Source organism: Caballeronia sp. LZ043 (genome assembly GCF_031451075.1).
Classification (GTDB): domain Bacteria; phylum Pseudomonadota; class Gammaproteobacteria; order Burkholderiales; family Burkholderiaceae; genus Caballeronia.
In genome coordinates this window covers 1207483-1230048 of record NZ_JARUXT010000002.1, presented here as the reverse complement: position 1 = coordinate 1230048, position 22566 = coordinate 1207483, and the positions used below count along the sequence as shown (strand labels likewise).

The window sequence follows — 22566 nt, the reverse complement described above, 5'->3', positions numbered from 1 at the left end:
CGAGGCGCGCGCGGGCAGGGCGCCCGCGCGTCGGAAAGCTTAGCCGGGCTGGCGCTCGGTTTCGGCCACGCTGTGCGCGTTGTACGAGGCCGCGCCGGCATCGTCCGGAAGGGACGAGCCTTGAGCCGCCGAGAGGAAATGCTCGACCGAAGGACCGATCGCGTCCGTGAAGGTCTTCGGATGCACGCCGATGCCCAGCACCAGCACCGCCATCGCGCCGAACAGCACGAACTCGCGCTTGCCCAGGTCGCGCAGCGAGGCCACGCGCTCGTTGCGGACCGCGCCGAACATCACGCGCTTGACCATCCACAGCGTGTAGGCCGCGCTCAGAATCAAGGTGGTCGCGGCAATCGCCCCGATCCAGAAGTTCAGGCGGATCGCGCCCATCAGCACCAGAAACTCGCCGACGAAACCGGACGTGCCCGGCAGGCCGACATTGGCCATCGAGAACAGCACGGCGTAGGTCGCGAACTTCGGCATGGTGTTGACGACGCCGCCGTAAGCGTCGATGGAGCCGTTGCGGGTGCGGTCGACCAGCACGCCGGTGCACAGCAGCATCGCGCCCGAGACCACGCCGTACGACAGCATCTGCACGACCGCGCCTTCGGTGCCGAGGCGGTCGAAGGTGAAGAGGCCGAGCGTCACGAGACCCATGTGCGCCACCGACGAATACGCGAGCAGCTTGCGCATGTCCGTCTGCGCGAGCGCCACGAGACTGCCGTAGATCACGGCGACCAGCGCCAGCGTGATCATCGCGGGGGCGAAGAAGTGCGACGCGTCGGGCACGATGGGCAGCACGAAGCGCATCAGGCCATAGCCGCCCACCTTCAGCATGCCGAGCAGCACGGCCGCGCCCGTGGGGCCTTCCGCGTTGACGTCGGGCAGCCAGGTATGCACCGGCCACATCGGCACCTTGACCGAGAAGGCCGCGACGAAGCACAGGAAGATCACGACCTGCGGCGTGAAGTCGAGCTTGAGCGCGCGCCAGGCCTCGATGTCGAAGCTGTGCGCCTGCGTCCACAGGTAGACGAGCGCGGCGAGCATCGCGAGCGAGCCGACCAGCGAGATCAGGAAGTAGCGCAGCGCTGCATAGACGCGCCGCTCGCCGCCGCCCCAGGTGCCGATCAGCAGATACAGCGGGATCAGCGAGGCTTCGAAGAAGACGAAGAACAGCATGCCGTCGAGCGAGGCGAACACGCCCTGCATGCAGCCGGACAGCACCAGGAACGCGCCGTAGTACTGCGCCACCTGCTTCGTCACCGATTGCCACGACGCGATGAAGATGATGAGCGTGGTGACGGCGGTGAGCACCGTGAACCAGAGCGAGATGCCGTCCACGCCGAGGTGGTACGAGATGCCGAACTGCGGCAGCCAGTCGATCTGCTCGACGAACTGCATGGCGCTGGAGGAGGCATCGAAGTGGGCGAGCAGCGGGACCAGCGGCAGGATGCCGAGCACCGCGCCGAACAGGGCGACGGCTCGCGAAAGGGTGGCCGACGCGCTGAAGGTCAGCACGAAGATGCCGGACACCACGGGGATCCAGATTAGAAAGCTGAGAACGGACGGCAGATGCATACGGTTGCTTTAGATCGGGTTGCTTTGGATCGGGCAAAAAAACGCGGCGGGCACGCGGTGAGGCGGGCTCGCGACGGACTGCGCGGCGGCTTGATGGACGACGGGCGGGAAAGTTGCGCGTAAGGAAAGGCCTCGCGCGCGTATGAAACGAAAATGAAAGCCTGTTGCCTAGGGTTAACGAGGATAACTCAAAAGAAATAATTTCGTGGAATTTGCCGCGTATCAAGTTCATTGCGCGGCATGGCGTTGACATCGGGTACGAGGTCGGCATGAGGCGGCGCAATCGTTTGCTGCACGGGGCGCATGGCGTCTCCGGGCTTGCCCTGATTTGCCTCTCCAAGTCTGGCCCTTAGCCTAGAGCCAAGGAGACACGCATGAAAAAAGCATTCAACATTGCTGTATTTGCGCTCGTTGCCTATCTGGTCGCCGATCGCACCGCGCTGCACGCGCAGGGCCGTGACGTCGATAGCGCATCTTGTGTCCGCCACGCCTCGCAGGTCGAATTCGACGCGCTCGGCAAGGGCTTGAGCCATGCGGCCGCCAGCAGCCAGGGGGAAGCGTTCAGGGCGCAATGCCTGGTGATGGGGTCGGCGGAGCGCGCTCGCTGACAAGCGGCTTTCGGTTTTTGCTTTCAATCCCTTTCTCTTTGCTGACGTGGCGCGGTGCGGCGCGTCTATTAGCCCGTTTCGCTGACAGGTGTATCCAGGACGGGGCTCTTTTTGCCGGCCGGCGAGCTTCATAAGCTATCGGTCTGAAGCCGTGCCGTAGCGCTCCTGCGTCCCGGCGGGCTCTGTCCACATCCTGCCGCGGCGGGATCCTACCCGGAACACCTCATGTCAACCTCCCAAACTCCTGTCTGGTTCATCACCGGCTGCTCGACCGGCTTTGGCCGCGCACTCGCCGGCCTGATCGTCGCGCGAGGCTGGCGCGTCGTGGCGACGGCGCGCGATGCGTCGAGCCTCGCCGAACTCGCGCGCGGCGCGGAAGACCGCGTGCTGGCCCTGGCGCTCGACGTCACCCGCTCAGCGGACATCGAAGCGGCCGTGGCGGCGGCCCGCGCGAAGTTCGGCCGCATCGACGTGCTCGTGAACAACGCCGGCTACGGCTATCAGGCCACGGCCGAGGAAGGCGTCGAAGCCGAGATCCGCGAGCAGTTCGATACCAATGTCTTCGGCCTGTTCGCGATGACGCGCGCCGTCCTGCCGGTCATGCGCGCGCAGCGCAGCGGCAACGTCATCAACATCAGTTCGGTAGCGGGGTTCATCGGCTTTCCGGGCTCCGGCTACTATGCGGCGTCCAAGCATGCGGTCGAGGGCTGGTCGGATTCGCTGCGCGCCGAAGTGGCGCCGCTCGGCATCGGCGTGACCTGCGTGGAGCCGGGCCCGTTCCGCACCGACTGGGCGGGCCGTTCGCTGCGTCAGACCGTGACGCGGATCGACGACTACGCGGACACCGCCGGCAAGCGCCAGGCAGGCACTCGCGCGACGAGCGGCACCCAGGCCGGCGATCCGGTGCGCGCCGGCGAGGCGATGATCTCGATCGCCAACAACGCCGAGGCGCCGCGTCACCTCGTGCTGGGCGCATGGGGCCATGACGCGGTGGTCGGGCGGCTGCATCAGGTCGTGCAGGACATCGAAGGCCTGCGCGAGCTGAGCCTATCGGCGGACTTCGATCCCGAGTAAGACGTCAACCTCTGCGCGCGTCGTTCAGTCATCGAACGAGCGCATGCGGCGTTCGAGTTCGGCGATATCGACGGCGTCGCGCAGATACGAATCGCGGCGCCCGTGCTCGGCGAGATCGAGCGCTTTTTCAAACAGCAGGTAGAGATAGAAGATCACGCGTTCCTCCGAACGATGATGTCGCTGCGCGCCTTGCCGGAGTGCCTAGTCAGGCAAGGCGCGCATCGTCAGACCGCTACGCCATACACCGACAGCACGAAGCGAAACGCGAAGAAGCACATCGACGAGCACAGCGGCAGCGCGACCAGCACAGAGCCATAGCGAAGCCTCGCGAGGAACACGAGCGAAGCCAGTTGCGTGCAGACGGCCGGCGCCGCGAACAGATGACGTTTGAGCAGGATCATGTTCGTTCCACCACCACTTCGAGATATTCACTGGGCAATACGAGCGTCCGGTCGCCGGAGCAGTTGCGGCTGTCGATCAGCGCCGTCAGGTCGCGCAGAAACGCGGCTTGCCGTTCCCCTTCCAGCGCGGCGAACGCCTTGTTCATCGGACCGTAGTACGTGCGGAACACATCGATGAAATGCGCCACCGAGCGATAGCGGAACACGAACTGCCGGCTCATCGCCGAGATGCGGGCCTCATGGCCGCCGAACAGTTCCGCAAGGCGTGCCTCGGTGCCCCATAGCGCGGGCGACTTCACGCCCGCAGGCGGCGCGATGTACTTCCCGATCGTCCTGAACACCTGTCCGATGAAACTGTCGGGCGTCCAGTTCGCCAGCCCGATCTTTCCACCCGGCCTGCACACGCGCATCAGTTCGCTCGCAGCGCGTTCCTGGTCGGGCGTGAACATCACGCCGAAGGTGGACATCACGACATCGAACGAGGCGTCATCGAACGGCAGCGCTTCGGCATCGGCCTGCTCGAAATGCACGTCGAGTCCTTCGGCCTGCGCCCGCGCGCGGCCTGCATCGAGCAGGGACGCGACGTAGTCGGTGGACGTGACCTCGCACCAGCGTCGCGCGGCGGCGAGGGTCGCGTTGCCGTTGCCCGCCGCGACGTCCAGCACGCGGCTGCCCGCGCGCAAGTCCAGCGCCTCGCACAATGCTTCGCCGACGATCTGCAACGTCGTGCCGACGACGGCGTAGTTGCCCGTCGACCAGGCGGCTTGTTGACGGCTTTTGACCGCGGAGAGATCGGTGACGGACGAGATAGCGGAAGCGACTGCGGACATGTCGTGACTCCTGATGAATGAGTTGAGCGAAGGCCGCCCGACGACTCGAACCCGCGGGCGATGCGCATGCCCACGGTGCTTTGTCTTCGGCACTTCCTTCATCGTCGACGGACCGCGCCGCCTGCTTTCGCCGCAAGCGGCGACCGTTTGCGGGCATCCCCCGCAGTTGCGGGTTGGCGTTTCGGTCCGGTGCGTTTAACCTCTTGTCGAAGAGGCATCGCGTGAAGAGAAGTATTGGCGCGCGGGCGAATTTTATGAATGACCGTGCGTCCAGATGTCTTGCGCAGGACGCCGGATCCTGGACTGCTCATGGATGCGCTTTCCGATGTTCTCCGGCTGCTGCGTCTCAGCGGCGCGGTATACCTGAATGCCGAATTCACTGCGCCGTGGTGCGTGATCGGTCACGTGTCGCCGGCGCTGTGCGCGACCTTCCTGCCGCGTGCCGAGCGCGTCGTGTCGTATCACCTGATCGTGGAGGGAAGTTGCTGGGCCTCCCTGACCGATGACCCTGCCACGGCCATGCGTGTCGATGCGGGCGAACTGCTCGTGGTTCCGCAAGGCGAAGCGCATCTGATGGGCAGTTCGCTCGAACTCGCGCCGGTGTCGGCGGATGTGATGGTGGCGAGATATCTGGAAACCTCGCCCGGCGAAGTGATGCGTCTGAGCTATGGCCCGGACCAGCCGGATCGAGCGAACGTGACGCAGGCAGCAGAGGCCACGCGCATCATCTGCGGCTTTCTCGCATGCGACGACATGCTCGCCAATCCGGTGCTGTCGTCGTTGCCGCGTCTGTTCAAGGTCGACATGCGCAACGATCCGCACTCGGCGTGGCTCGAATCGTCGTTGAAGTTTGCCGCGGCGGAGGCGGCCGAATGGCGGCCCGGCAGTGCAACGGTGCTGGCGCGGCTGTCGGAACTGCTGTTCGTCGAGGCCGTGCGGCGCTGCATCACCGCGATGCCCGCCGACCGGCGCGGCTGGCTCGCGGGCGTCGGCGACCGCTTCGTCGGCAAGGCGCTGGCCGCGCTGCACGCACAGCCCGGCCATGACTGGACCGTCGATGAACTCGCGCGCCGCGTCGGCCTGTCCCGCTCCGCGTTTGCGCAACGCTTCACGCAACTGCTCGGGCAGGCGCCCATGCAGTATCTCGGCAGTTGGCGCTTGCAAGTCGCAGCACAAGACCTGCTGTCCGGACCGCACTCGATCGCGGCGGTGGCCGAGCGTGTCGGCTACGACTCGGAGGCGGCGTTCAACCGGGCGTTCAAGCGCCAGTTCGGCATGCCGCCCGCGAGTTGGCGGCGCAGCCAGGGCAAGGGCGTGATCGACGGAACGGCATCCGACGGCATCGCTGCATAAAGCTCATGCGTGGCTTCATGCGCGCTCGCGCCGTTGCTTCGACGTGCGTTGCAGCGACGGCGACCGTTCCATCAGACGAGCCTCTTCATCCTGCGTTGCAGCACGTTCAGTCGCAAAACGCCGCCGATACGCAGCCGGCGTCGTCAGCTTCGCGGCCTTGAACTGCCGGTTGAAGTTGGCCACGTTCGCGAATCCCGAACGGGTGGCGATCACGGAGATGGGCAGGGATGTGTCGCCGAGCATCCGGCATGCATGACCGATGCGCACCCGCGCGATATACCGCCCGACGCTCTCGCCGATGTGTTGCACGAAGTAGCGCGTGAGCGTGCGTTCGGACAGGCTCGCCGCCGCGCACAGGTCGGCGAGCCGCAAGGGCTCGGCGAAGCGTGCGTCGATGAGGGACAGCACCCGGTTGATGCGCTCGGGCTCATGGCCGGACGGGCCGGTATCGGTCTGATTGAAGGCGCTTGGCGAGGCGAGCGGCCGGCCGGGAGCATCGGCGAGGGTGCAGAGAATGTCGAGTGCGGCGCTCAGGCGTTCGCGCGCCACGTGCGACAACAACGGTTCCAGGCGGCCGCGCATCCATTCGCCCGCAGGCGGCTCGAAGGCCAGTCCGCAGGCGGCGCGGCGCAACAGCCTGCGCAGCGGCTCGTATTCGCGGCAGCAATCCGCCATGCGCCGCGCCCAGTCGCCGTCGAACCAGATGACGATGGCCACCTGCGGCGCGGAAGGCTCGACGGACTTGTTCGACGACCACGTATGCGGCAAGTCCGGCGGCACGAGCACGAGATCCTGCGCGGCGTAGTCATCGACGGCATCGCCGATATAACGCTTGCCGTGACTGTTCATGGTGAGCGTGAGCTCGTACTCGGGATGATGGTGCCATTCGAACGGTATGCGCGGCAGCCGCCGATGGTATACCCGCACCGAACAATCCTCGCCGAACTCCACGTGTTCGTAGGCTGGTTTCATGACCGGATACGCGAAGAGATTGCCTGAATAGTATCACCGAGGTTTTGGCGTGCGTCATATGCTTGCGCTCAGGCTATTTACACGGGAGACGATCATGGCGCTGCATATCGACGACTTGCCGGGCGCGATCCGTCAGGCAAAAAAGGAGTTACGCGCGGCCTTGCCGAACTATCGCGAGGTGTTCGCGGAAGTCGAGGAAGCCATCAGCGAGGAAGCACGGAGGATCGCTGCACAGCGCGGTCGCGGCGAGAACGTCATCCCCGAAATCCAGTACGCCGACATCGCCGGCAAGCGCGTTTCCGATGCGCACATCGCGCTCGTGAAAGCGCGCGGCGCGTGCGTGATCCGCGGCGTCTTTCCGCGGGCGCTGGTGCAGGGCTGGGACGACGACATCGCGGCGTACGTGGAGCGCAATCATCTCGACCAGCGTCTCGAACACCGCGCCGAAGACAAGTACTTCGGTCAACTGGCGTCCAGCAAGCCGCAGATCTATGGCGTGTACTGGTCAAAGCCGCAAGTGCTGGCGCGCCAGTCGGAAGCGCTGACCGAAGCGCGCACCTTTCTCAACGGGTTATGGCGTCACGAGAGCGAAGGGCGAGTGCATTTCGATCCTTCGCGCGTGCCTGTCTACGCCGACCGCTTGCGGCGCAGGCCGCCGGGTTCGGCATCGCTTGGGCTCTCGGCGCATTGCGACGGCGGCTCCGTCGAACGCTGGATCGAAGGCAATTTCCGCAAGGTCTATCGGCACGTGTTCGCGGGCAACTGGCGCGCCTACGATGCCTTCGACGCCGCGCATCGCACCGACGTGGAGGAGATTGCTTCGCCGGCCGTGTGCTCGATGTTCCGCACCTTCCAGGGCTGGACCGCGCTGACGCCGCAAGGTCCGGGCGACGGCACGCTGCAACTCGTGCCCATCGCCAACGCCATGGTGTACATCCTGTTGCGCGCGCTTCAGGACGATGTCGCCGATGACGACCTGTGCGGCGCGATGCCCGGTCGCGCGCTCTCCATCCGGCCAGAGTTTCATGCGCCGCTGTTCGAGGCGCTGTCGTCGATCCCGAAGATGGAGGCCGGCGACACCGTGTTCTGGCACAGCGACGTGATTCACGCGGTCGAGGACGAGCACAAGGGCGCGGGCTACAGCAACGTGATGTACATCGCGTCGGCGCCCGCGTGCGCGAAGAACGACGCGTATCTCAGGCGTCAGCGGCCGAGCTTCCTGAAGGGCGAGAGCCCGCCCGACTTTCCCGCCGATCACTTCGAAACCGACTTCATCGGCCGTGCCACGGCAGACGATCTGACGCCGCTCGGCCGGTCGCAACTCGGATTCGACCTGTAGTCCGGCGGCTTGAGCGTTGCATGGCGTTGCATTGCGTTGCATCCATAAAAATACTTCGGAGACTGGAATGAAACGACACTTGACGTCGATGGCGGCGGCAGCCGCACTGCTCATCGCGGGCATGCAGGCGGGACACGCGGCGGAAGCGCTTTCGGTGCTGCACTGGTGGACGTCGGGCGGCGAATCGAAGGCGATCCGCGTGCTCAAGGACGACATGAGCAAGCAGGGCTACGAGTGGAAGGACTTCGCGGTGGCAGGCGGGTCCGGCACGGCCGCGATGACGGCGCTCAAGACGCAGGTGATCTCGGGCAACGCGCCATCGGCGGCGCAGATCAAGGGGCCGCTGATTCAGGACTGGGCCGACCAGGGCGTGCTCGTCACGATCGATCAGGCCGCCTCCGACTGGAAGAGTCATCTGCCCGCGCCCATCGATCAGGGGATGAAAGCGGACGGTCACTACGTGGCCGTGCCGTTCTCGGTGCATCGGATCAACTGGCTGTGGATCAACAAGGCCGACCTTGACAAGGTAGGCGGCCAGCCGCCAAACACGTGGCCGGAGTTCTTCGCGCTGGCCGACAAGTTTCGCGCAGCGGGCATCACGCCGGTCGCGCACGGCGGCCAGCCGTGGCAGGACATGACGATCTGGGAGACGGTCGTGCTGTCGCAGGGCGCGGACTTTTATCGCAAGGCGCTCATCGATCTGGATCAGAAGACGCTCACTTCGCCGCAGATGGTGCAGGTCTTCGAGACCGTGCAGAAGATCCGCGGCTACTTCGACAAGGCCTATCACGGCCGCGACTGGAACCTCGCGACAGCGATGGTGATCTCCGGCTCGGGCGGCATGCAGTTCATGGGCGACTGGGCGAAGGGCGAGTTCCTGAACGCGAACAAGAAGGCGGATGCCGATTTCGTGTGCGCGCCCGCGCCGGGCACGGCGCAGGCCTTCACGTACACGGCGGATGCCTTCGTGTTCTTCCAGCAGAACGGCAAGAAGGACGCTACGCCAGGGCAGCTGGCGATGGCCCGGACGATCATGTCGCCCGGGTTCCAGGAACAGTTCAGCCTGAACAAGGGATCGATTCCGGTCAGGCTGGATGTGCCGATGGACAAGTTCGACAGTTGCGCGAAGAAGTCCCGCGCCGACGAGCAGGCGACGCTCAAGTCGGGCAGCTTTTTCCCGTCGCTTGCGTTCGGCGAACTGCAATCGCCGGTGACGGCGGGCGCGATCACCGACGTCGTGACCACCTTCATGAACTCGAACGAGGATGCGAAGGAGGGCGTGCGGAAGCTGGCCGCTGCGGCGAAGGTGAAATAGCGCGCTGCACTTACTCGGTGGATTTCGGCGCTTGGCGCATGTCGCGGCTTGCGGTGGTCGATGCATCGTTGTCACGCTGGCGAGCGCTGCTGCTCATGCTCATGTCGCCCGGCACGCGATTCCATGGGCTCGACACGGGCTCGCTGTGATAGGTCATTCCGGCCGTCGCGGCGCCATGCGAGCCGCCGCTGCCGTTTCCGCCGTTGCCGTTGCCTCCCGCAAGTGCGACGGATGAAGCGAGCGCGATCAATGCGCCCGCACCGATGATAAGGACCCTGCTGGAAGCGCTTGAATGGTTCATGGCGATCTCCTGATGTTGTTCCTGCGACCGATCCCAAAGCAGTGAAAGAGCGCCTGGGTTCTTCACTTGAATACGAGCGAAGCGGTGTGCCGGATGCGGGAAGAACCTCGCCTACTCGGATGATCGGCTGAGGTTGCCCGGCGAACCGCCGGGTCCAGCCGGATCGGGATTGCCGAAACGGGGCAGGGCGCCGCTGTTCCTCGCGGCGCGCAGTTCGTCTTCCACTTGCTTGCGGGTTTTGGGACCTGTCGAGGTATCGGCTGTGGGTGCAGAACGCGCCGGTTCAGGCGGTGCCGGCGTTGCGGACACAGCTTGCTCGCTCTGCGCTGCGTCAGGCTTTGCTGTCTCGGCCGCTGGAGGCTCATTGACGGGCAGCGGATCAGCGGGAGGCCGGGAGACGGTCGGCTTGTGCGCTTGCGCTATTTCATTGCGCAGTTGCGCGGACCGTTTGGCGTGTGCTTTCGTGCTGGCTACGTGATCCGAACGTGCGCTCTTCGTCTCCGGAGCCGGTTTGGCTTCTGCAGGAGGCCGGTCTGCTTCGGGTGTGCTCTTGCTTTCGTCCCGCGCGTCAACGGCCGCGCCCGGCGCTGGCGCAATCCGAGCTGCGGGAACAGGCTGCTCCCGCACCGCCCCCGCCGACACCGCCCCGCGTTGCCGTGAAGAGTTCATCTGATCGTCCACGCGTGGCGCATCGTGTTTGAGCCACACGCCTGCGAGCGCAACGACCAGGGCCGTCACGCTCACACCGATAACAACAGGCCGATCGAATCGACGGATCATCAAAACGTGTGTTCCTCCCGATGAATGAATTCAAGTGAAGATTGAACGACGATCAGTGCAGCAGAGATCACCGTGAGTGGAGCAATTGCAGCGCCACACCCGTGAGCAGGAATGAGACGCCCAGGACGAGCCGGATGCGGAAACGCCATGCACCCGCAGACAAATCGCGCATGAAGAACCTCCAAGGTTTGGTGTCCGATCGCGAGAGGGCCTGGAGCCGTCGCGACCGGACGTTCAGGCCATTGACTTCGTTTTAGGCGAAAGCGCTGCTCATGTGAAGCGTGCCGTTGACGCCGGCAGGAAAGAACCCTCCTTGCGTCACCGCGCCCTTGTTCAGATAGACAATGTTGAGCACGTCGTCATAACTTCTGCTGAAGGCGATGCCGTTGTTATCGAGCGGCACGATGTTGGAGATATCCGCGTTCACGCCGGCGATGCCCTGGTCCACGTCACTCGATGAATCCAGCGAGTCGCGTGCATCCGAAATGGCCTGCGTTGCACTCACGAGACTCGGCGTCTGGATGCCTTTCGAGTACAGCACGGTCCTCACGAGACTCGCGTGGTAAGCCTCCGCCGCCAGAATGCCGGCGGCCGCTTCGAGATAGGTCTTGTTGGTGATGAGCGGCGCAGCGCCTTTATAGGCCGTGACGCCGACGTCTTCGAAGATAAACGCGCCGAGCAGAAAGTTATTGTCGTTCAGATAGGGGTTGAACGGCGTGCCAGCGGGCGCAAGGCCCGCAGCCTGCGCCGCGAGCGAGAACGCGCCATTGGGATCCGTGCCGCCCACGTCGAGCGCGGGCATGGCCACCGCCGACGTGCCCAGCGCCGTGCGCAGGAAGGCCACGTGTTCGAGTTCATCCTTCGCGATCTCCCGTGCATAGGCGGCCACGACGGGATCGGAGAACGACACCTGCTGACCCGGAATCACCTTGCCGGGCGTGCCGGTTCCGCTCATGAGATTCGCAGGCAGGCCGGCCCCGGTCGTCGCATAGGCATAGAAGGTCGCTTCGAGATATTCGAGGTTCAGCGCAAAGTTGAGAATCTCGGCGTCGGTCGGGCCGCTTGCCGCGTTGGCGTTATCGCCCGAGCCGCCCCCGCATGCGCCGAGAATGGTGCCGCCCACGAGCCCCAAGCCGAGACCGCCCGCGCTGCGAAAGAACTGGCGCCGTTTCTCGCGCCGTTCGACGCGCCGCTCGAATACGTCGGTGATCGAAGCATTGTCTGCCATGTCCATCTCCTTGGTTCTGATCGTTGGACGGCGTGTGTTCAGTCCGGATCGGGATGAACGCACGCCGCGGGAGAGCGGACCTGCAACATGAGCTTTCGCGCTCAGCTCGTACCGCTCATCGGGCGATACGAGAAGCGGTCTCCAACCGGATTCGCGCCGTAACAGATGCTTTCACTTCGTTCACCAATTCGCGTACCTTTACCGGAGCCGGGATGCGGTAGTCGGTATCGAACGCCGATTCCAAGGCGCGTTCGTTGGCGCTCGCTGGCTGACTCGCTATCGGCGTGAATCGTTCAACCAGCCCCGCAAGTCCTCGACAAAGAACGCAGGTGCTTCCATCGCGGCGAAGTGTCCGCCTTGCGGCGCTACGTTCCAGCGCCTGAGATCGTAGCCCTTGCGCACCCAGCTCTGCGGCGGCGCCGGCATGCGCGGATCCGGGTAGCAGGTCACCGCGGTCGGGACATCGACGGTATGCCCAGACGGCATTTGCCGGACGCCTTCCATCCGGCTGCCGAGATAGAAGTTCGTCGAGGACGCAAAGGCATCGTTCATCAGGTAGACGAGGATATTGGCGAGCAGCCGCTCCTTCGGGAAGATCTCTTCAAAGCTTCTTTCCCGCCGATCCGACCAGTCGTGGAACCGTTCGAGTATCCATGCCGCCTGCGCAGCCGGGTTGTCATGCATCGCATAGGCCAGCGACGCGGGCTTGCTCCCCTGAAGCTGCGCGTATGCGCCGAGTGTCTGTTGCGTGCGCTCGACCTTGGTTTTCCATTCGCGTTCTTCGTCGGTTTGCGGCTGGGCATCGGGATGGACGAGCACGTAGTTCAAGTGGATGCCCTTGACGGCCGCACGATGCTCGATCCCCAGCCACGCGGCGATTCCCGAACCCCAGTCGCCGCCTTGCGCCAGATATCGGTTGTAGCCGAGTTGCTGCATGAGTGTGTTCATGATGCCGGCGGTCGTCCGCGCGCCGATCGGCGAGGCCGGCTTCGCGCTGAATCCGAAACCCGGCAGCGATGGAATGACGAGATCGAATGCGTCGCTTGCGCTGCCGCCGAACCGTGACGGAAAAGCCAGCGGCTCGATGACATCGCGGAACTCGACGACCGAGCCGGGCCAGCCGTGAAGCAGCAGGAGCGGGTTGGTTCCGCGCGCCTCGCCGATCACATGGATGGCGTGGATATCCAGATCATCGACCCGCGCCATGATCTGCGGGAAGCGATTCAGTTCGCGTACGCAGGCGTCGAGGCTGAACTCGTCGGCCCAGAAGTCGAGAAAGGATCTCAGGTAGGCCGGATCACAGCCGTAAGACCAGCCATTCTCCTGTGGAAGAGCAGGAAGGGAAACGTCCCTGACTTTACGGCGAAGTTGATCAAAGCTTGCCGCGGTCCAGTCGACCTTGAAATCGTTCATCGGAGTCTCCTTGGGGAAGCACGGGAAGGTGCGCACTGAACTTACGCCGGGAACGCCATGATCGGCAACAGGTCATCGTGATCTCTCATGAATGGGAAGACATGGCTTGGGTGTGACCGGCCGCAATGGCTGTTCCCACGATGAGCGTCCTGAACGCTTCAGTGCTGGTTCTTTTCGGAGCGATGCGAGCGATGTCCGCGGCGGAATCGATCTCTGTCGACCTTTTGCCAAAAGGTCGCGGTAAAAAGGCGCATGAACTTTGATGAAAGCCTTGTCCGGCTTCATTGAAGCGTCGAGAAGATACGGCCATGCATGGCACAATCACAAGCACTGAAACGCGCCGGGATTCGATCGACCGTGGTCACCACCGAAGGCTTCGACATCTCCGAGACAGTCGTTCGCCCCCGTCCCTGCGCGGGATGGCGTATCGAATTTGCGCACGGCAATGGCTGTTTCGTCGTCGTCACGGCGAGTCAGGCCGAAGCGCTGCGGCTGGCCGTGCGAGTCCGGCCAGATGTCCCCGTGCGAATGCTGCTCGACGCCGCGCCGTCTCTCTGAGTCTCTTCCTTTAGCTGCCCGTCTCGCGCAGATGCCGCCCCAGCATCAGCGCGACCGGCACGATGACCAGCGCCGTCAGCGCGGTCGCGATCGTGGCGTCCTGCACGCCGATGCGGTCGCCAAGCAGCCCATAAGCCACCGGCGCGAGCGCGCCCGACGCGATCGTGCCGGTATAGAACAGCGCGAAGGCGCGCTCCGTGCGTTCCACCGGCGTGAGTTCCGGCACCGTTCCATACAGCACGGACGATGTGCCGTTGAGCATCAGCCCGAGCAGCGGCAACACGACGAGCGCGGGCGCGAGCGGCAGAAAGATCACGGCGAGAATCAGCGCCGCCGTGCCGCCTTCGGTGGCCAGCACGGTGCCGATCGGACCCATGCGCGCACCGAGCCAGCCGCACACGAACTTCCCCGCTGCTCCGCCGATGAACACCAGCGCGAGCGCCGTGCCCATCATCGCCGGGGAGATGCCCTTGGCTTTCAGCAGGAAGGGCAGGAAGGTCAGCAGGCCCATGCGCACGGCGGTATCGAGCACGCCGATGGTGAGCAGCAGCGAGAAGCCCGAACGCGCGCCCTGCACGGCCTGCGGCGCGGGCTCTTCGACAACGGCGGCGCTGCGCGGGATCGACGGGAGAAAAAGTGCAATGACTGCGGCGACCAGCATGCCGATGCACGACATCGCCCAGAGTGCGTGCCGCCACGGCATGACCGTGATGAGCAGCGAGATGGCCGCCGGCAGCGCGGACTTGCCGAGGTCGCCGGCGAAGTTGTAGACGCTCAGCGGGCCGCGCGCCTGGCGTCCATAGGCGCGCGAGACGGCGCCCGAGGCCAGCGGATGTTGCGTGCTCGAGCCGCTCCCCGAGACAGCCAGCGCCACGCACAAGCCCGGCAGCGTTCCCGACAGCCCCGCGACCGCATAACCCAGCGCGGCCAGCAGCGTGCCGCAGGCGAGCGTCGCGCGCGTGCCCCACGTACGCGCGAGACGTCCGGCGGGTAGCTGGAGCGTCGCCATGGTGCCGGCGTACACGCCCCGCAGGATGGCCAGCGCGCCATAGCCCAGGCCGAAGTCCGCCTGCCAGACCGGCAGCAGGGCGTAGATCATGTCGGTGTAGCCGTCGTGCAGCGCATGGGCCACGCAGGAAAGCCACAGGACGCGCTTGCGCGTTTCGACGCCCGGCTGGCCGCGATCGTCAGCCGCGCGCGTGACCGGGGAAGAGAAGGAAAAGAGTCGCATGCTTCGATGAGCGTGATGGTTCCGAGCCTTCGAGTCTAGGTGGCCCAGAAACGCCCGGCAACTGACGTAAAATCGGGTGAGACGGGAAAAAAAGTCACCTCATGAGCACGCACGGACGCACCTCGAAAGACCCCGACAAGCTGCCGCCGCTGAACGCCTTGCGGCACTTCGAGGCCGTTGCACGCCTGGGCAGCTTCGCCGCTGCGGCGGAAGAGCTGCACGTCACGCACTGGGCGGTCGGCAAGCAGATCCGCCTGCTGGAGGACTGGTTCGGCGTGCCGCTGTTCGAGCGCCGTTCGCGCGGCGTCGTGCCTACAGACGAAGGCGCGGCCTTGCTCAATGACGTCAACGGCGCGTTCGCGCGCCTGAGCAGTTCGGTCACGCGGCTGCGCCACGAATCGATCACTCGCCGGATCACGGGCGTCGTGCGCGTCAATGCGCTGGCGAGCTTCGCGCTGTGCTGGCTGATCCCGCGCCTCGCCGATTTCCAGGCGCGTTATCCGGATATCGACGTGCGGCTGTCCACTACGTCGCGCAGGCTGCGCTATGTCGGCGATGCCTTCGATATCGGCGTGCGCTCGGGTCCGGAGGAAGCCAGCGGCCTGCACTCCAGCACACTGATGCCCGATGTCCGCCTGCCCGCGTGCAGTCCGTCCACACTGCTGAGCCATCCGATTCATACCGTCGCCGATCTGCGCCACCACACGCTGCTGCATTCCACCAGCACGCGCACGGCGTGGTCCGACTGGCTGCGCGCGGCGGGTGCGCCGGGCCTGCAGGGCGCGCATCATCTCGACTTCGATCACGTTTTCCTGCAACTGGGCGCGGCGTCGGAAGGGCTCGGCGTGACGCTGGCGTCGCTGCCGCTGATCGAACGCGACATGGCCGCCGGACGTCTCGTCTGTCCGCTCGCGGGGCCGGTGTGGCGCGGGCCGGATTACACACTGGTCGTGAACGCCGAGCGTGCGGACGATGACGCCGTGATGGCGTTCGAGGGATGGATCCGGGAGCAGGCGTCACGTCACGCGGTGACGCCCTAACGCACTTTCTCCTCCAGAAAGCTCTGCGCAAGCTGCTTCCAGAGGTGATCCGCCGCAGGCGACAACCGACGCCCGACGCGCGTCATCATCTGGCTGGCGAAGCCCGTCGCGATCGGATGATCGATCGGCACCGCCACGAGTTCGCCCAGGTCGATGCCGCGCCGCGCCGTGATCGACGACATGAACGCCACGCCCAGTCCCGCCGCCGCGAGCGTTTGCGCCGTGTTGAACAAATCCACGCGATAGGCCGGGATCACCGTCAGGCGCACATCGTCGAGCAGGGACTGCACGAATTGCTGCACGCCGAACGCCTCGGTCATGAAAATGAGCCGTTCGCCCTCCAGTTCGGCGGGCGGCACCTTCGGCATCGAGGCGAAGCGGTGCGTCGGCGCCACCACCGCGCACAGCGGGCGCGCGGCGAACGGATGCATGCGCATGGCGGGATCATCGGCGGAACGGGCCGAGAGGCCGATGTCCACGGCGTCGTCGCGCACCATCGAGAGCACGGCGGGCGTCGGCCCCGAGCGGATCTCCACCAGAATGTCCGGATATTTCATCGAGAAGCGTTGCAGCGCGCGCGCAATCAGATTGCCGATGAACCCTTCGCCGACGCCCAGCGCCACCCGGCCGCGCCGCAGGTGCCGGTATTCCTCCAGCCGCGCGGCGAGGTCGCGCTGACGCCGCTGGCCGTCGCGGTAATGCTCGATCAGCACCTGCCCGATTTCCGTCACCACGACATGCCGTCCGCGCCGCTCCACCAGCGGGAAGCGCAGCCGCCGCTCCAGCGCCGCGATCTGCCGGCTGATCACCGACGGATTCACGCCCAGCGTTTCCGCCGCCATCCGCACGCCGCCAGTCGCGGCGATTTCGGCGAGATAACGCAGTGCACGCTCACCGATATCCTCGATCGAATCGCTCACTTCGTCCGTCCATTGTTGACTTGAAGGCAACATTTTGGATGCGTTGCAGTCATCGGTCGAGTTTTTCGTCGGTGCAATACTCGCCGTATGACTTCCGCGCAGCCATAACAGGAGGAGCCCCGCGCCATGAATCAAGCCCACGAACAGCATTTCTGCGAACTCGCCGATCTCGCCGACGCCCGCCCGCAACTCGACGAAATCCGTCATCACATCCACCAGCATCCCGAGCTGTCGTACGAAGAGGCGGCAACGTCCCAATTCGTGGCCGACAAGCTCGAAGCCTGGGGCTATGCGGTGACCCGCAATGTGGGCGGACATGGGCTGGTGGCGTCGCTTTCGGCCGGCACGAGCAAGCGCACGGTCGGCGTGCGCGCCGACATGGACGCGCTGCCGATCAAGGAGCAGACCGGTCTGCCCTACGCGAGCGTCCACGACGGCAAGATGCACGCATGCGGCCACGACGGCCACACTACCGTCCTGCTGGGCGCGGCGCAGCATCTCGCGAAGACGCGCAACTTCGACGGCACCGTCCACCTGATCTTCCAGCCCGCCGAGGAAGCCGGTTCGGACAGCGGCGCGGAACGCATGATCGCCGATGGCCTGTTCGAGCGTTTCCCCTGTGAAGCCATTTTCGGTCTGCACAATCATCCGGGCGTCGCGACCGGCACCTTCGGCTTTCGCGCCGGCCCGCTGATGGCGGCCTGCGACACGGTCAAGCTGCGCATCGTCGGCCGGGGCGGCCATGCGGCGCGTCCGCATCTCGCGGTGGATCCGGTGGTGGTCGGCAGCAGCATCGTGATGGGCTTGCAGACCATCGTCGCGCGCAATGTCGATCCGAACGAGGCGGCGGTCGTCACGGTCGGCTCGTTCCGTTCGGGCTTCGCGGCCAACGTGATTCCCGAAGACGCCACGCTCGAAATGAGCGTGCGCTCGTTCTCGCCCACGGTGCGCGCGACGCTGGAGCAGCGCATTCGTGCATTGGTGGAAGCGCAGGCGCAGGCGTATGGCGCGACCGTCGAGATCGATTTCATCCGCGGCTATCCGGTGCTCGTCAACAGCGCGTCCGAGACGGAATTCGCGCGTCAGGTCGCGGAAGAGCTGGTCGGGCCGGAGAAGATCATCTCGCCGTTTCCGCCGATCGCAGGCAGCGAGGACTTCGCGTTCTACCTGCAGAAGGTGCCCGGCTGCTTCGTGCGGCTCGGCAACGGCGAAGGCCAGCCGATGCTGCACAACGCGCGCTACGACTTCAACGACGACAACCTCACGGTGGGCGCGGCCTTCTGGACGCGGCTCGTCGAACGTTTCCTCAGCCAGGACCGCGCATGAACGCCACGACGCAATCGCTTTCCAGCGCGGGCGCGCATGACGTGCAGATGTCGCCCGCGCAGCAGCGCAAGATCGTCTTCGCGGCGGTCATCGGCAATCTGCTCGAGTTCTTCGACTTCACGGTCTACAGCTATTTCGCGCTGACCATCGGCCGGCAGTTCTTTCCGTCGAACGATCCGGTGACGTCGTCGCTGCTCGCGTTCGCGGTGTTCGCGGTCGGCTTCGTGATGCGTCCGCTCGGCGGCTTCGTGCTCGGCCGTTATGCCGATCGCGCCGGCCGCAAGCCCGCGCTCACGCTGACCATCCTGCTGATGGCGCTCGGTTCGGTGGCCATCGGCCTCGCGCCGACGTACGCGCAGATCGGGCTGGCCGCGCCGTTGCTGATCGTGGTCGCGCGTCTCGTGCAGGGCTTCGCGCAGGGCGGTGAATTCGGCGCGGCCACGGCCACGCTGCTCGAAATGGGCGGCACGGCGAGCCGCGGGTTCCGCGCGAGCTGGCAGCTGGCGAGCCAGGGCGCGGCGGCGCTGCTCGGCTCGGGTCTCGCGGCGAGCCTCGGCTTCCTGCTCTCCGATGACACCATGCACAGCTGGGGCTGGCGCATTCCGTTCCTGATGGGCACGCTGATCGCGCCGGTCGGCATCTATCTGCGCCGACACATCCAGGAAGAGCCGCCTGCCGCGAAGGCGGTCGCCACGCGTGAGGATCCGAAGCGCGGCCTCTACGTGCGCAACTGGTTCCTGACGATCTTCTCGATCATGGGCATGTCGGTGTCGACGTACGTGATGATGTACTACATGCCCACGTACTGCATCCAGTACCTCGGACTGCCGGCGAAGATGTCGATGCTCGCGGGTGTCGCGTCCAGCGTGATCTCGCTCGTGATGTGCCCGATCTACGGCGCATGGTCGGACCGCATGGGCAAGCGCAAGCCGCTGACGCTGATCGGACGCGTTGCGCTGATCGTGCTGCTGTATCCGGCCTTCTGGGTGATGACGCATTTTCCGTCGCTGCCGGTCGTGCTCGCCGCGCTGATCGTGCTGATGCTGTGCTACACGATGGGCTCCGCGCCCGCCTATGCGCTGATGCCGGAGAACTTCCCGAAGCATCTGCGCGCGGGCTACATGTCGAGCGCGTATGCGATCGCCGTATCGGCGTTCGGCGGCACCGCGCAACTGGTCGCGGCGTGGCTGATCCGCGCGACGGGCAACAAGATGGCGCCCGCGTGGTACATGATCGGCTGCGTGCTGATCTCGCTGATCGCCGTCTCGATGTTCGAGGAGACAGGCGGCAAGGCGCTCGACTGAAGAGTCAGGTCGCCAGAAGGTACGGCACGAAGAGATCTTCGATCGTATGACGCCGGCGGGTGAGCCCCTGCTCGTGGTGATAGCGCAGGATGGCATCGAGCGCCTTGCGGTTGCGCTCGATGCCGTAGGGCCACCAGTCGTCGCCGAGTTGCTTCAGTTGCTTTGCATGAGATCGGTGAGCCAGGGCACCATCGTCGCCATGTTGTTGAAGGTCATGCCCTTCGTCAATGCTTCGCGGGCGGCGTCTTTTGCAAGGCAGAACCCGCGATAGATGGCCTTCGCGATCTCCGGTTGTTCCTCCACCAGTGAACGACGCAGCGCCACCGTATGCATGATCGGAAAGATGCCCGTGCGCGCGAAGTAGTCGTTTTCCATCTCCACGAAGTTTTCGAAGAGCCGGCCTACGTTGGGCGAACCTCGCAGCACGCATGCGGGGATGTCGGCGGAAATCAGCGCGTCGATCTCGCCCGCTTCGAGCAGTTGCCCCAGATCGACTTCCTTCGACGCCCATTCCACTTCGATACCCGCCGGATAAGGCCTTTCCACGAAATCGATGGGGTCCATCGGAAAGTCGATGCCGCCTATCAGCCAGCGGCACTGTGCCGGGTCGAAGCCATGTTCGTCGGACAGCATGCCCTTCGCCATGACGCCCGCGTCGTGTCCATAGAGCGCCAGTTCGCCGATCCGCTTGCCCGCCAGATCCGCCGGGCTCTCAATGCCGCTCGCCTTGTTCACGTAGATGGCCGAATGGCGAAAGCACCGGTTCAGGAACACCGGAAGCGCGAGCAGGTCCTCGCCTGAATCGATCGCGCGCAGAAGATAGGTCACGCCGAGCTCGGCGACGTCGAAGCGCCGTGCACGAAGCATGCCCTCGAAAATCTGCGTGACGATGCGCTCGGTGTGATAGCGCGCCTCCACTCCCTCGATGCCGACCGTGCCATCCCTCAATGCATGAACGCGGTCATAGTTCCAGAATGCGATGTCGAGCGGTATCTGATTCATGAAGCGTCTCCTTCGAGATGGGCTTGAGGAACAGAGTAGTAAATATATTTACCATATGCAAGTGCTGGCGTATGTGAGATATTCTTCACAAGGAACGACGGAGCGCGACCGGGATGAAGATCAAGGGAACCGAACTGAAGGAGATGTTCGCGAACGTGTCGCTGGGCGCGCCCGAGCGTGCCATCGGCTTCGTGCTGTGGCGCATGTTTCATCGCTACCAGCGGGCCATCGACCGGGCCATGGCGCCGCTGGATCTGACGCATCTCCAGTTCACGGTGCTGACGCTGATCGCCTGGGCCACGCGGAACGGCGAAGAGGTGTCACAGGCCGAACTGAGCCGCACCAGCGACATCCACAAGATGCAGCTCTCGCAGATCCTCAAGACGCTGGAAGCGAAGGGCTGGGTGCAGCGGGCGTCGAGCAGCGTCGATGTGCGCATGAAGAACGTGCAGCTGACGCGTACAGGACTGACGCGGGTGCGGAAGGCGCTGCCGCTTGCCGTCGACGTGCAGCGGCGGCTGTTCGGTGAAGAAGGGATGCCCGAGGGCGATCTGCTCAAGACGTTTTCGACGCTGCTTCATCGCATTGAGCAACAGACGGATGAAGCGGAGCCCGGCTAATGCCACCCGCCGCCCAGCGCCCGATACGTCGCCACCGCCGCGCGCAGTCGCGCGAGATGCAGCTGCACATGTTCATCCTCGGCGCTGTACAGCGTGCGCTGGGCATCGAGCACGGTGAGCGCCGTTTCGGCGCCCGCGCGATAGCGGCTCTGCGCCAGTTCCAGCGTATGCCGCGCCTCGCTTAGCTCATCGTCCTGCGCGCGTGTCTGTGCATCGGCGCCGCTGCTGGCGTTGAGCGCGCGCTCGACATCCGCGAACCCGCTCACGATGGCCTTGCGGTACGCCGCCAGCAATTCCTCCTGCTGCGCCTGCGCGAGATCGCGCCCGGCGGCGAGCGCGCCGGCATCGAAGATCGGCGCGGTCAGGCCCGCTGCCACGCTGTAGAGCGGATTGTCGAAGATGCGTTGCGCGCGGTCGCTGCCCGTGCCAAGGTAAGCGCTCAGCGTGATGCTCGGGAACATCGCGGCGCGCGCGGCGGCGACGTCGGCGTGCGCGGCGGCGAGTTGCGCTTCCGCATACGCGATATCCGGACGGCGCGTCAGCAAGGACGCGGGCACGCCCGCATCGACGCCCGGCGCGTTGACGGCATCCAGCGTGCGCGTCGTCACGGTGAACCCCGTCGCGGGCACGCCGAGCAGCGTGGCGAGCAGCGCTTCGCTATCGTTGCCCTGCTGATGCAACGCGGCCGCCGCACGCTGCTGCGACGCCACCAGCGTGCGCTGCTGCGCGGCATCGAGCGCGGTCACATAACCCGCGCGATATTGCGACTCGACATTGCGCAGGATCGCGCGCGCCGTTTCCAGATTACGTTGCGCGATCTGCTCGCGCTCGCGCAGCGCGACGGTTTGCAGCCAGCTGTCGGCGACGTCGGCGGTGAGCGTCATCTGCACGGTCGCCTGGTCGAACGCGGAGGCGCGCACGCGCTCCACGGCGGCGTCGCGCGTGGCCTGGTTCTTTCCCCAGAAATCCAGCTCGTATGTCGCCGACACCCCCAGGTCGAACGCACTCCCGCTCGGCAGCTGGTTGTTCACCATGAAGCCGCCCTGGCGGCTGGCATCGGCGAAACCGCTCACCGCGGGCAGCAACGCCGCGCCCGCGATGGTCGCGTTGGCGCGCGCCTGTTTCACCCGCGCGACGGCGGCGGCCAGATCGAAGTTCTGCGCCGTCGCCTGCGTGACGAGGCGGTCGAGTTCGTTGTTGTCGAAGCGTCGCCACCAGTCGGCGGTGACGGCGTCTTCCGGTCCGCCTGCGATGGCATAGCGGTACGTCGCGGGCGTCGCGACATCGGCGGGCGGGATGGGCGGCCGGCTCAGGCAGCCGGCCAGCAGCACGCAGGCAGTGACGGATGCGAAGGAGAGGAAGCGTCTCATGGCGTC

The 22566-nt window shown here is 65.3% G+C and carries 23 protein-coding genes; 10 read left to right on the top strand and 13 right to left on the bottom strand.

Translation table 11 applies throughout. From position 1 onward, the window contains the following. Positions 1-39: 39 nt before the first annotated feature. On the bottom strand, positions 40-1575 hold the full coding sequence (locus tag QCE64_RS19195) for an NADH-quinone oxidoreductase subunit M (RefSeq protein ID WP_309932036.1): 1536 nt from the start codon (positions 1573-1575) through the stop codon (positions 40-42). Positions 1576-1949: 374 nt separating this feature from the next. Between QCE64_RS19195 and QCE64_RS19190 the strand changes: the two genes are divergently transcribed. Then, a complete protein-coding gene (locus tag QCE64_RS19190; RefSeq protein WP_309812610.1) occupies positions 1950-2183 on the top strand; it encodes an adhesin in 234 nt (77 codons plus the stop codon). A 225-nt stretch (positions 2184-2408) separates the two neighbouring features. Then, the gene (locus tag QCE64_RS19185) at positions 2409-3257 is read left to right on the top strand and encodes an oxidoreductase (protein ID WP_309932038.1); all 849 of its coding nucleotides are present in this window, start codon (positions 2409-2411) and stop codon (positions 3255-3257) included. Between the two features lie 24 nt (positions 3258-3281). On the opposite strand, the gene QCE64_RS19180 is transcribed toward QCE64_RS19185, so the two are convergent. From QCE64_RS19180 to QCE64_RS19170, 3 genes are all read right to left on the bottom strand, one after another. Then, the gene (locus tag QCE64_RS19180; protein WP_309920669.1) at positions 3282-3413 is read right to left on the bottom strand and encodes a DUF3563 family protein; all 132 of its coding nucleotides are present in this window, start codon (positions 3411-3413) and stop codon (positions 3282-3284) included. A gap of 68 nt (positions 3414-3481) precedes the next feature. Further along, positions 3482-3658, bottom strand: a complete 177-nt coding sequence (locus tag QCE64_RS19175; RefSeq protein ID WP_309920671.1) for a hypothetical protein — start codon at positions 3656-3658, stop codon at positions 3482-3484. Next, on the bottom strand, positions 3655-4488 hold the full coding sequence (locus QCE64_RS19170) for a class I SAM-dependent methyltransferase (RefSeq protein ID WP_310005559.1): 834 nt from the start codon (positions 4486-4488) through the stop codon (positions 3655-3657). Before QCE64_RS19170 ends, QCE64_RS19175 begins: the two co-directional genes overlap by 4 nt. 309 nt (positions 4489-4797) lie before the next feature. On the opposite strand from QCE64_RS19170, the gene QCE64_RS19165 reads away from it, so the two are divergent. Then, the gene (locus tag QCE64_RS19165; protein WP_309920676.1) at positions 4798-5841 is read left to right on the top strand and encodes an AraC family transcriptional regulator; all 1044 of its coding nucleotides are present in this window, start codon (positions 4798-4800) and stop codon (positions 5839-5841) included. A 15-nt stretch (positions 5842-5856) separates the two neighbouring features. On the opposite strand, the gene QCE64_RS19160 is transcribed toward QCE64_RS19165, so the two are convergent. After that, positions 5857-6813, bottom strand: a complete 957-nt coding sequence (locus QCE64_RS19160) for a helix-turn-helix domain-containing protein (RefSeq protein WP_310005557.1) — start codon at positions 6811-6813, stop codon at positions 5857-5859. A 94-nt stretch (positions 6814-6907) separates the two neighbouring features. Between QCE64_RS19160 and QCE64_RS19155 the strand changes: the two genes are divergently transcribed. Next, positions 6908-8152, top strand: coding sequence for a DUF1479 domain-containing protein (locus QCE64_RS19155; RefSeq protein ID WP_310005555.1), 1245 nt, complete (start codon positions 6908-6910; stop codon positions 8150-8152). Positions 8153-8219: 67 nt separating this feature from the next. Continuing rightward, on the top strand, positions 8220-9467 hold the full coding sequence (locus QCE64_RS19150) for an ABC transporter substrate-binding protein (protein ID WP_404987398.1): 1248 nt from the start codon (positions 8220-8222) through the stop codon (positions 9465-9467). A 10-nt stretch (positions 9468-9477) separates the two neighbouring features. Here the strand turns inward: QCE64_RS19150 and QCE64_RS19145 are convergent, their stop codons facing one another. From QCE64_RS19145 to QCE64_RS19130, 4 genes are all read right to left on the bottom strand, one after another. Next, the gene (locus QCE64_RS19145; protein ID WP_309920685.1) at positions 9478-9834 is read right to left on the bottom strand and encodes a hypothetical protein; all 357 of its coding nucleotides are present in this window, start codon (positions 9832-9834) and stop codon (positions 9478-9480) included. A 45-nt stretch (positions 9835-9879) separates the two neighbouring features. After that, complete coding sequence (locus QCE64_RS19140; RefSeq protein WP_310005553.1) at positions 9880-10548, bottom strand: hypothetical protein; 669 nt, start codon at positions 10546-10548, stop codon at positions 9880-9882. Between the two features lie 253 nt (positions 10549-10801). Beyond that, positions 10802-11776, bottom strand: coding sequence for a ferritin-like domain-containing protein (locus tag QCE64_RS19135; RefSeq protein ID WP_309932046.1), 975 nt, complete (start codon positions 11774-11776; stop codon positions 10802-10804). Positions 11777-12052: 276 nt separating this feature from the next. Beyond that, positions 12053-13225: an epoxide hydrolase gene (locus QCE64_RS19130; RefSeq protein ID WP_309932047.1), complete on the bottom strand. Its 1173-nt coding sequence runs from the start codon at positions 13223-13225 to the stop codon at positions 12053-12055. Positions 13226-13501: 276 nt separating this feature from the next. Here QCE64_RS19130 and QCE64_RS19125 point away from each other — a divergent pair, with 276 nt between their 5' ends. Next, complete coding sequence (locus QCE64_RS19125; RefSeq protein WP_310005551.1) at positions 13502-13747, top strand: hypothetical protein; 246 nt, start codon at positions 13502-13504, stop codon at positions 13745-13747. Positions 13748-13757: 10 nt separating this feature from the next. Here the strand turns inward: QCE64_RS19125 and QCE64_RS19120 are convergent, their stop codons facing one another. Continuing rightward, entirely contained in the window at positions 13758-14978 is a 1221-nt protein-coding gene (locus tag QCE64_RS19120; RefSeq protein ID WP_310005549.1) for an MFS transporter, read from the bottom strand. A 101-nt stretch (positions 14979-15079) separates the two neighbouring features. On the opposite strand from QCE64_RS19120, the gene QCE64_RS19115 reads away from it, so the two are divergent. Then, positions 15080-16018, top strand: coding sequence for a LysR substrate-binding domain-containing protein (locus QCE64_RS19115; RefSeq protein ID WP_310005547.1), 939 nt, complete (start codon positions 15080-15082; stop codon positions 16016-16018). Here QCE64_RS19115 and QCE64_RS19110 read toward each other — a convergent pair. After that, positions 16015-16938: a LysR family transcriptional regulator gene (locus tag QCE64_RS19110; protein WP_309920704.1), complete on the bottom strand. Its 924-nt coding sequence runs from the start codon at positions 16936-16938 to the stop codon at positions 16015-16017. The genes QCE64_RS19115 and QCE64_RS19110 overlap by 4 nt on opposite strands. 126 nt (positions 16939-17064) lie before the next feature. Here QCE64_RS19110 and QCE64_RS19105 point away from each other — a divergent pair, with 126 nt between their 5' ends. Together QCE64_RS19105 and QCE64_RS19100 are read left to right on the top strand one after the other, a co-directional pair. Continuing rightward, the gene (locus QCE64_RS19105; RefSeq protein WP_310005545.1) at positions 17065-18264 is read left to right on the top strand and encodes a M20 aminoacylase family protein; all 1200 of its coding nucleotides are present in this window, start codon (positions 17065-17067) and stop codon (positions 18262-18264) included. Beyond that, complete coding sequence (locus QCE64_RS19100; protein ID WP_404987397.1) at positions 18261-19568, top strand: MFS transporter; 1308 nt, start codon at positions 18261-18263, stop codon at positions 19566-19568. Before QCE64_RS19105 ends, QCE64_RS19100 begins: the two co-directional genes overlap by 4 nt. A gap of 153 nt (positions 19569-19721) precedes the next feature. On the opposite strand, the gene QCE64_RS19095 is transcribed toward QCE64_RS19100, so the two are convergent. Then, positions 19722-20570, bottom strand: coding sequence for an ABC transporter substrate-binding protein (locus tag QCE64_RS19095; RefSeq protein WP_310005543.1), 849 nt, complete (start codon positions 20568-20570; stop codon positions 19722-19724). A gap of 113 nt (positions 20571-20683) precedes the next feature. Here QCE64_RS19095 and QCE64_RS19090 point away from each other — a divergent pair, with 113 nt between their 5' ends. Next, positions 20684-21190: a MarR family winged helix-turn-helix transcriptional regulator gene (locus QCE64_RS19090; RefSeq protein ID WP_310005541.1), complete on the top strand. Its 507-nt coding sequence runs from the start codon at positions 20684-20686 to the stop codon at positions 21188-21190. Here the strand turns inward: QCE64_RS19090 and QCE64_RS19085 are convergent. After that, positions 21187-22560 carry an efflux transporter outer membrane subunit gene (locus tag QCE64_RS19085; protein WP_310005539.1) on the bottom strand — a complete coding sequence of 458 codons (1374 nt, stop codon included), beginning with the start codon at positions 22558-22560 and terminating at the stop codon, positions 21187-21189. The genes QCE64_RS19090 and QCE64_RS19085 overlap by 4 nt on opposite strands. Positions 22561-22566: the final 6 nt, after the last annotated feature.

What these genes read in the sequence shown, in the direction of transcription:
- QCE64_RS19195 (WP_309932036.1), bottom strand. Translation starts at nt 1,575, where the DNA reads ATGCATCTGCCGTCCGTTCTCAGCTTTCTAATCTGGATCCCCGTGGTG.
- QCE64_RS19190 (WP_309812610.1), top strand. Translation starts at nt 1,950, where the DNA reads ATGAAAAAAGCATTCAACATTGCTGTATTTGCGCTCGTTGCCTATCTG.
- QCE64_RS19185 (WP_309932038.1), top strand. Translation starts at nt 2,409, where the DNA reads ATGTCAACCTCCCAAACTCCTGTCTGGTTCATCACCGGCTGCTCGACC.
- QCE64_RS19175 (WP_309920671.1), bottom strand. Translation starts at nt 3,658, where the DNA reads ATGATCCTGCTCAAACGTCATCTGTTCGCGGCGCCGGCCGTCTGCACG.
- QCE64_RS19170 (WP_310005559.1), bottom strand. Translation starts at nt 4,488, where the DNA reads ATGTCCGCAGTCGCTTCCGCTATCTCGTCCGTCACCGATCTCTCCGCG.
- QCE64_RS19165 (WP_309920676.1), top strand. Translation starts at nt 4,798, where the DNA reads ATGGATGCGCTTTCCGATGTTCTCCGGCTGCTGCGTCTCAGCGGCGCG.
- QCE64_RS19160 (WP_310005557.1), bottom strand. Translation starts at nt 6,813, where the DNA reads ATGAAACCAGCCTACGAACACGTGGAGTTCGGCGAGGATTGTTCGGTG.
- QCE64_RS19155 (WP_310005555.1), top strand. Translation starts at nt 6,908, where the DNA reads ATGGCGCTGCATATCGACGACTTGCCGGGCGCGATCCGTCAGGCAAAA.
- QCE64_RS19150 (WP_404987398.1), top strand. Translation starts at nt 8,220, where the DNA reads ATGAAACGACACTTGACGTCGATGGCGGCGGCAGCCGCACTGCTCATC.
- QCE64_RS19140 (WP_310005553.1), bottom strand. Translation starts at nt 10,548, where the DNA reads ATGATCCGTCGATTCGATCGGCCTGTTGTTATCGGTGTGAGCGTGACG.
- QCE64_RS19135 (WP_309932046.1), bottom strand. Translation starts at nt 11,776, where the DNA reads ATGGCAGACAATGCTTCGATCACCGACGTATTCGAGCGGCGCGTCGAA.
- QCE64_RS19125 (WP_310005551.1), top strand. Translation starts at nt 13,502, where the DNA reads ATGGCACAATCACAAGCACTGAAACGCGCCGGGATTCGATCGACCGTG.
- QCE64_RS19120 (WP_310005549.1), bottom strand. Translation starts at nt 14,978, where the DNA reads ATGCGACTCTTTTCCTTCTCTTCCCCGGTCACGCGCGCGGCTGACGAT.
- QCE64_RS19115 (WP_310005547.1), top strand. Translation starts at nt 15,080, where the DNA reads ATGAGCACGCACGGACGCACCTCGAAAGACCCCGACAAGCTGCCGCCG.
- QCE64_RS19105 (WP_310005545.1), top strand. Translation starts at nt 17,065, where the DNA reads ATGAATCAAGCCCACGAACAGCATTTCTGCGAACTCGCCGATCTCGCC.
- QCE64_RS19100 (WP_404987397.1), top strand. Translation starts at nt 18,261, where the DNA reads ATGAACGCCACGACGCAATCGCTTTCCAGCGCGGGCGCGCATGACGTG.
- QCE64_RS19095 (WP_310005543.1), bottom strand. Translation starts at nt 20,570, where the DNA reads ATGAATCAGATACCGCTCGACATCGCATTCTGGAACTATGACCGCGTT.
- QCE64_RS19090 (WP_310005541.1), top strand. Translation starts at nt 20,684, where the DNA reads ATGAAGATCAAGGGAACCGAACTGAAGGAGATGTTCGCGAACGTGTCG.
- QCE64_RS19085 (WP_310005539.1), bottom strand. Translation starts at nt 22,560, where the DNA reads ATGAGACGCTTCCTCTCCTTCGCATCCGTCACTGCCTGCGTGCTGCTG.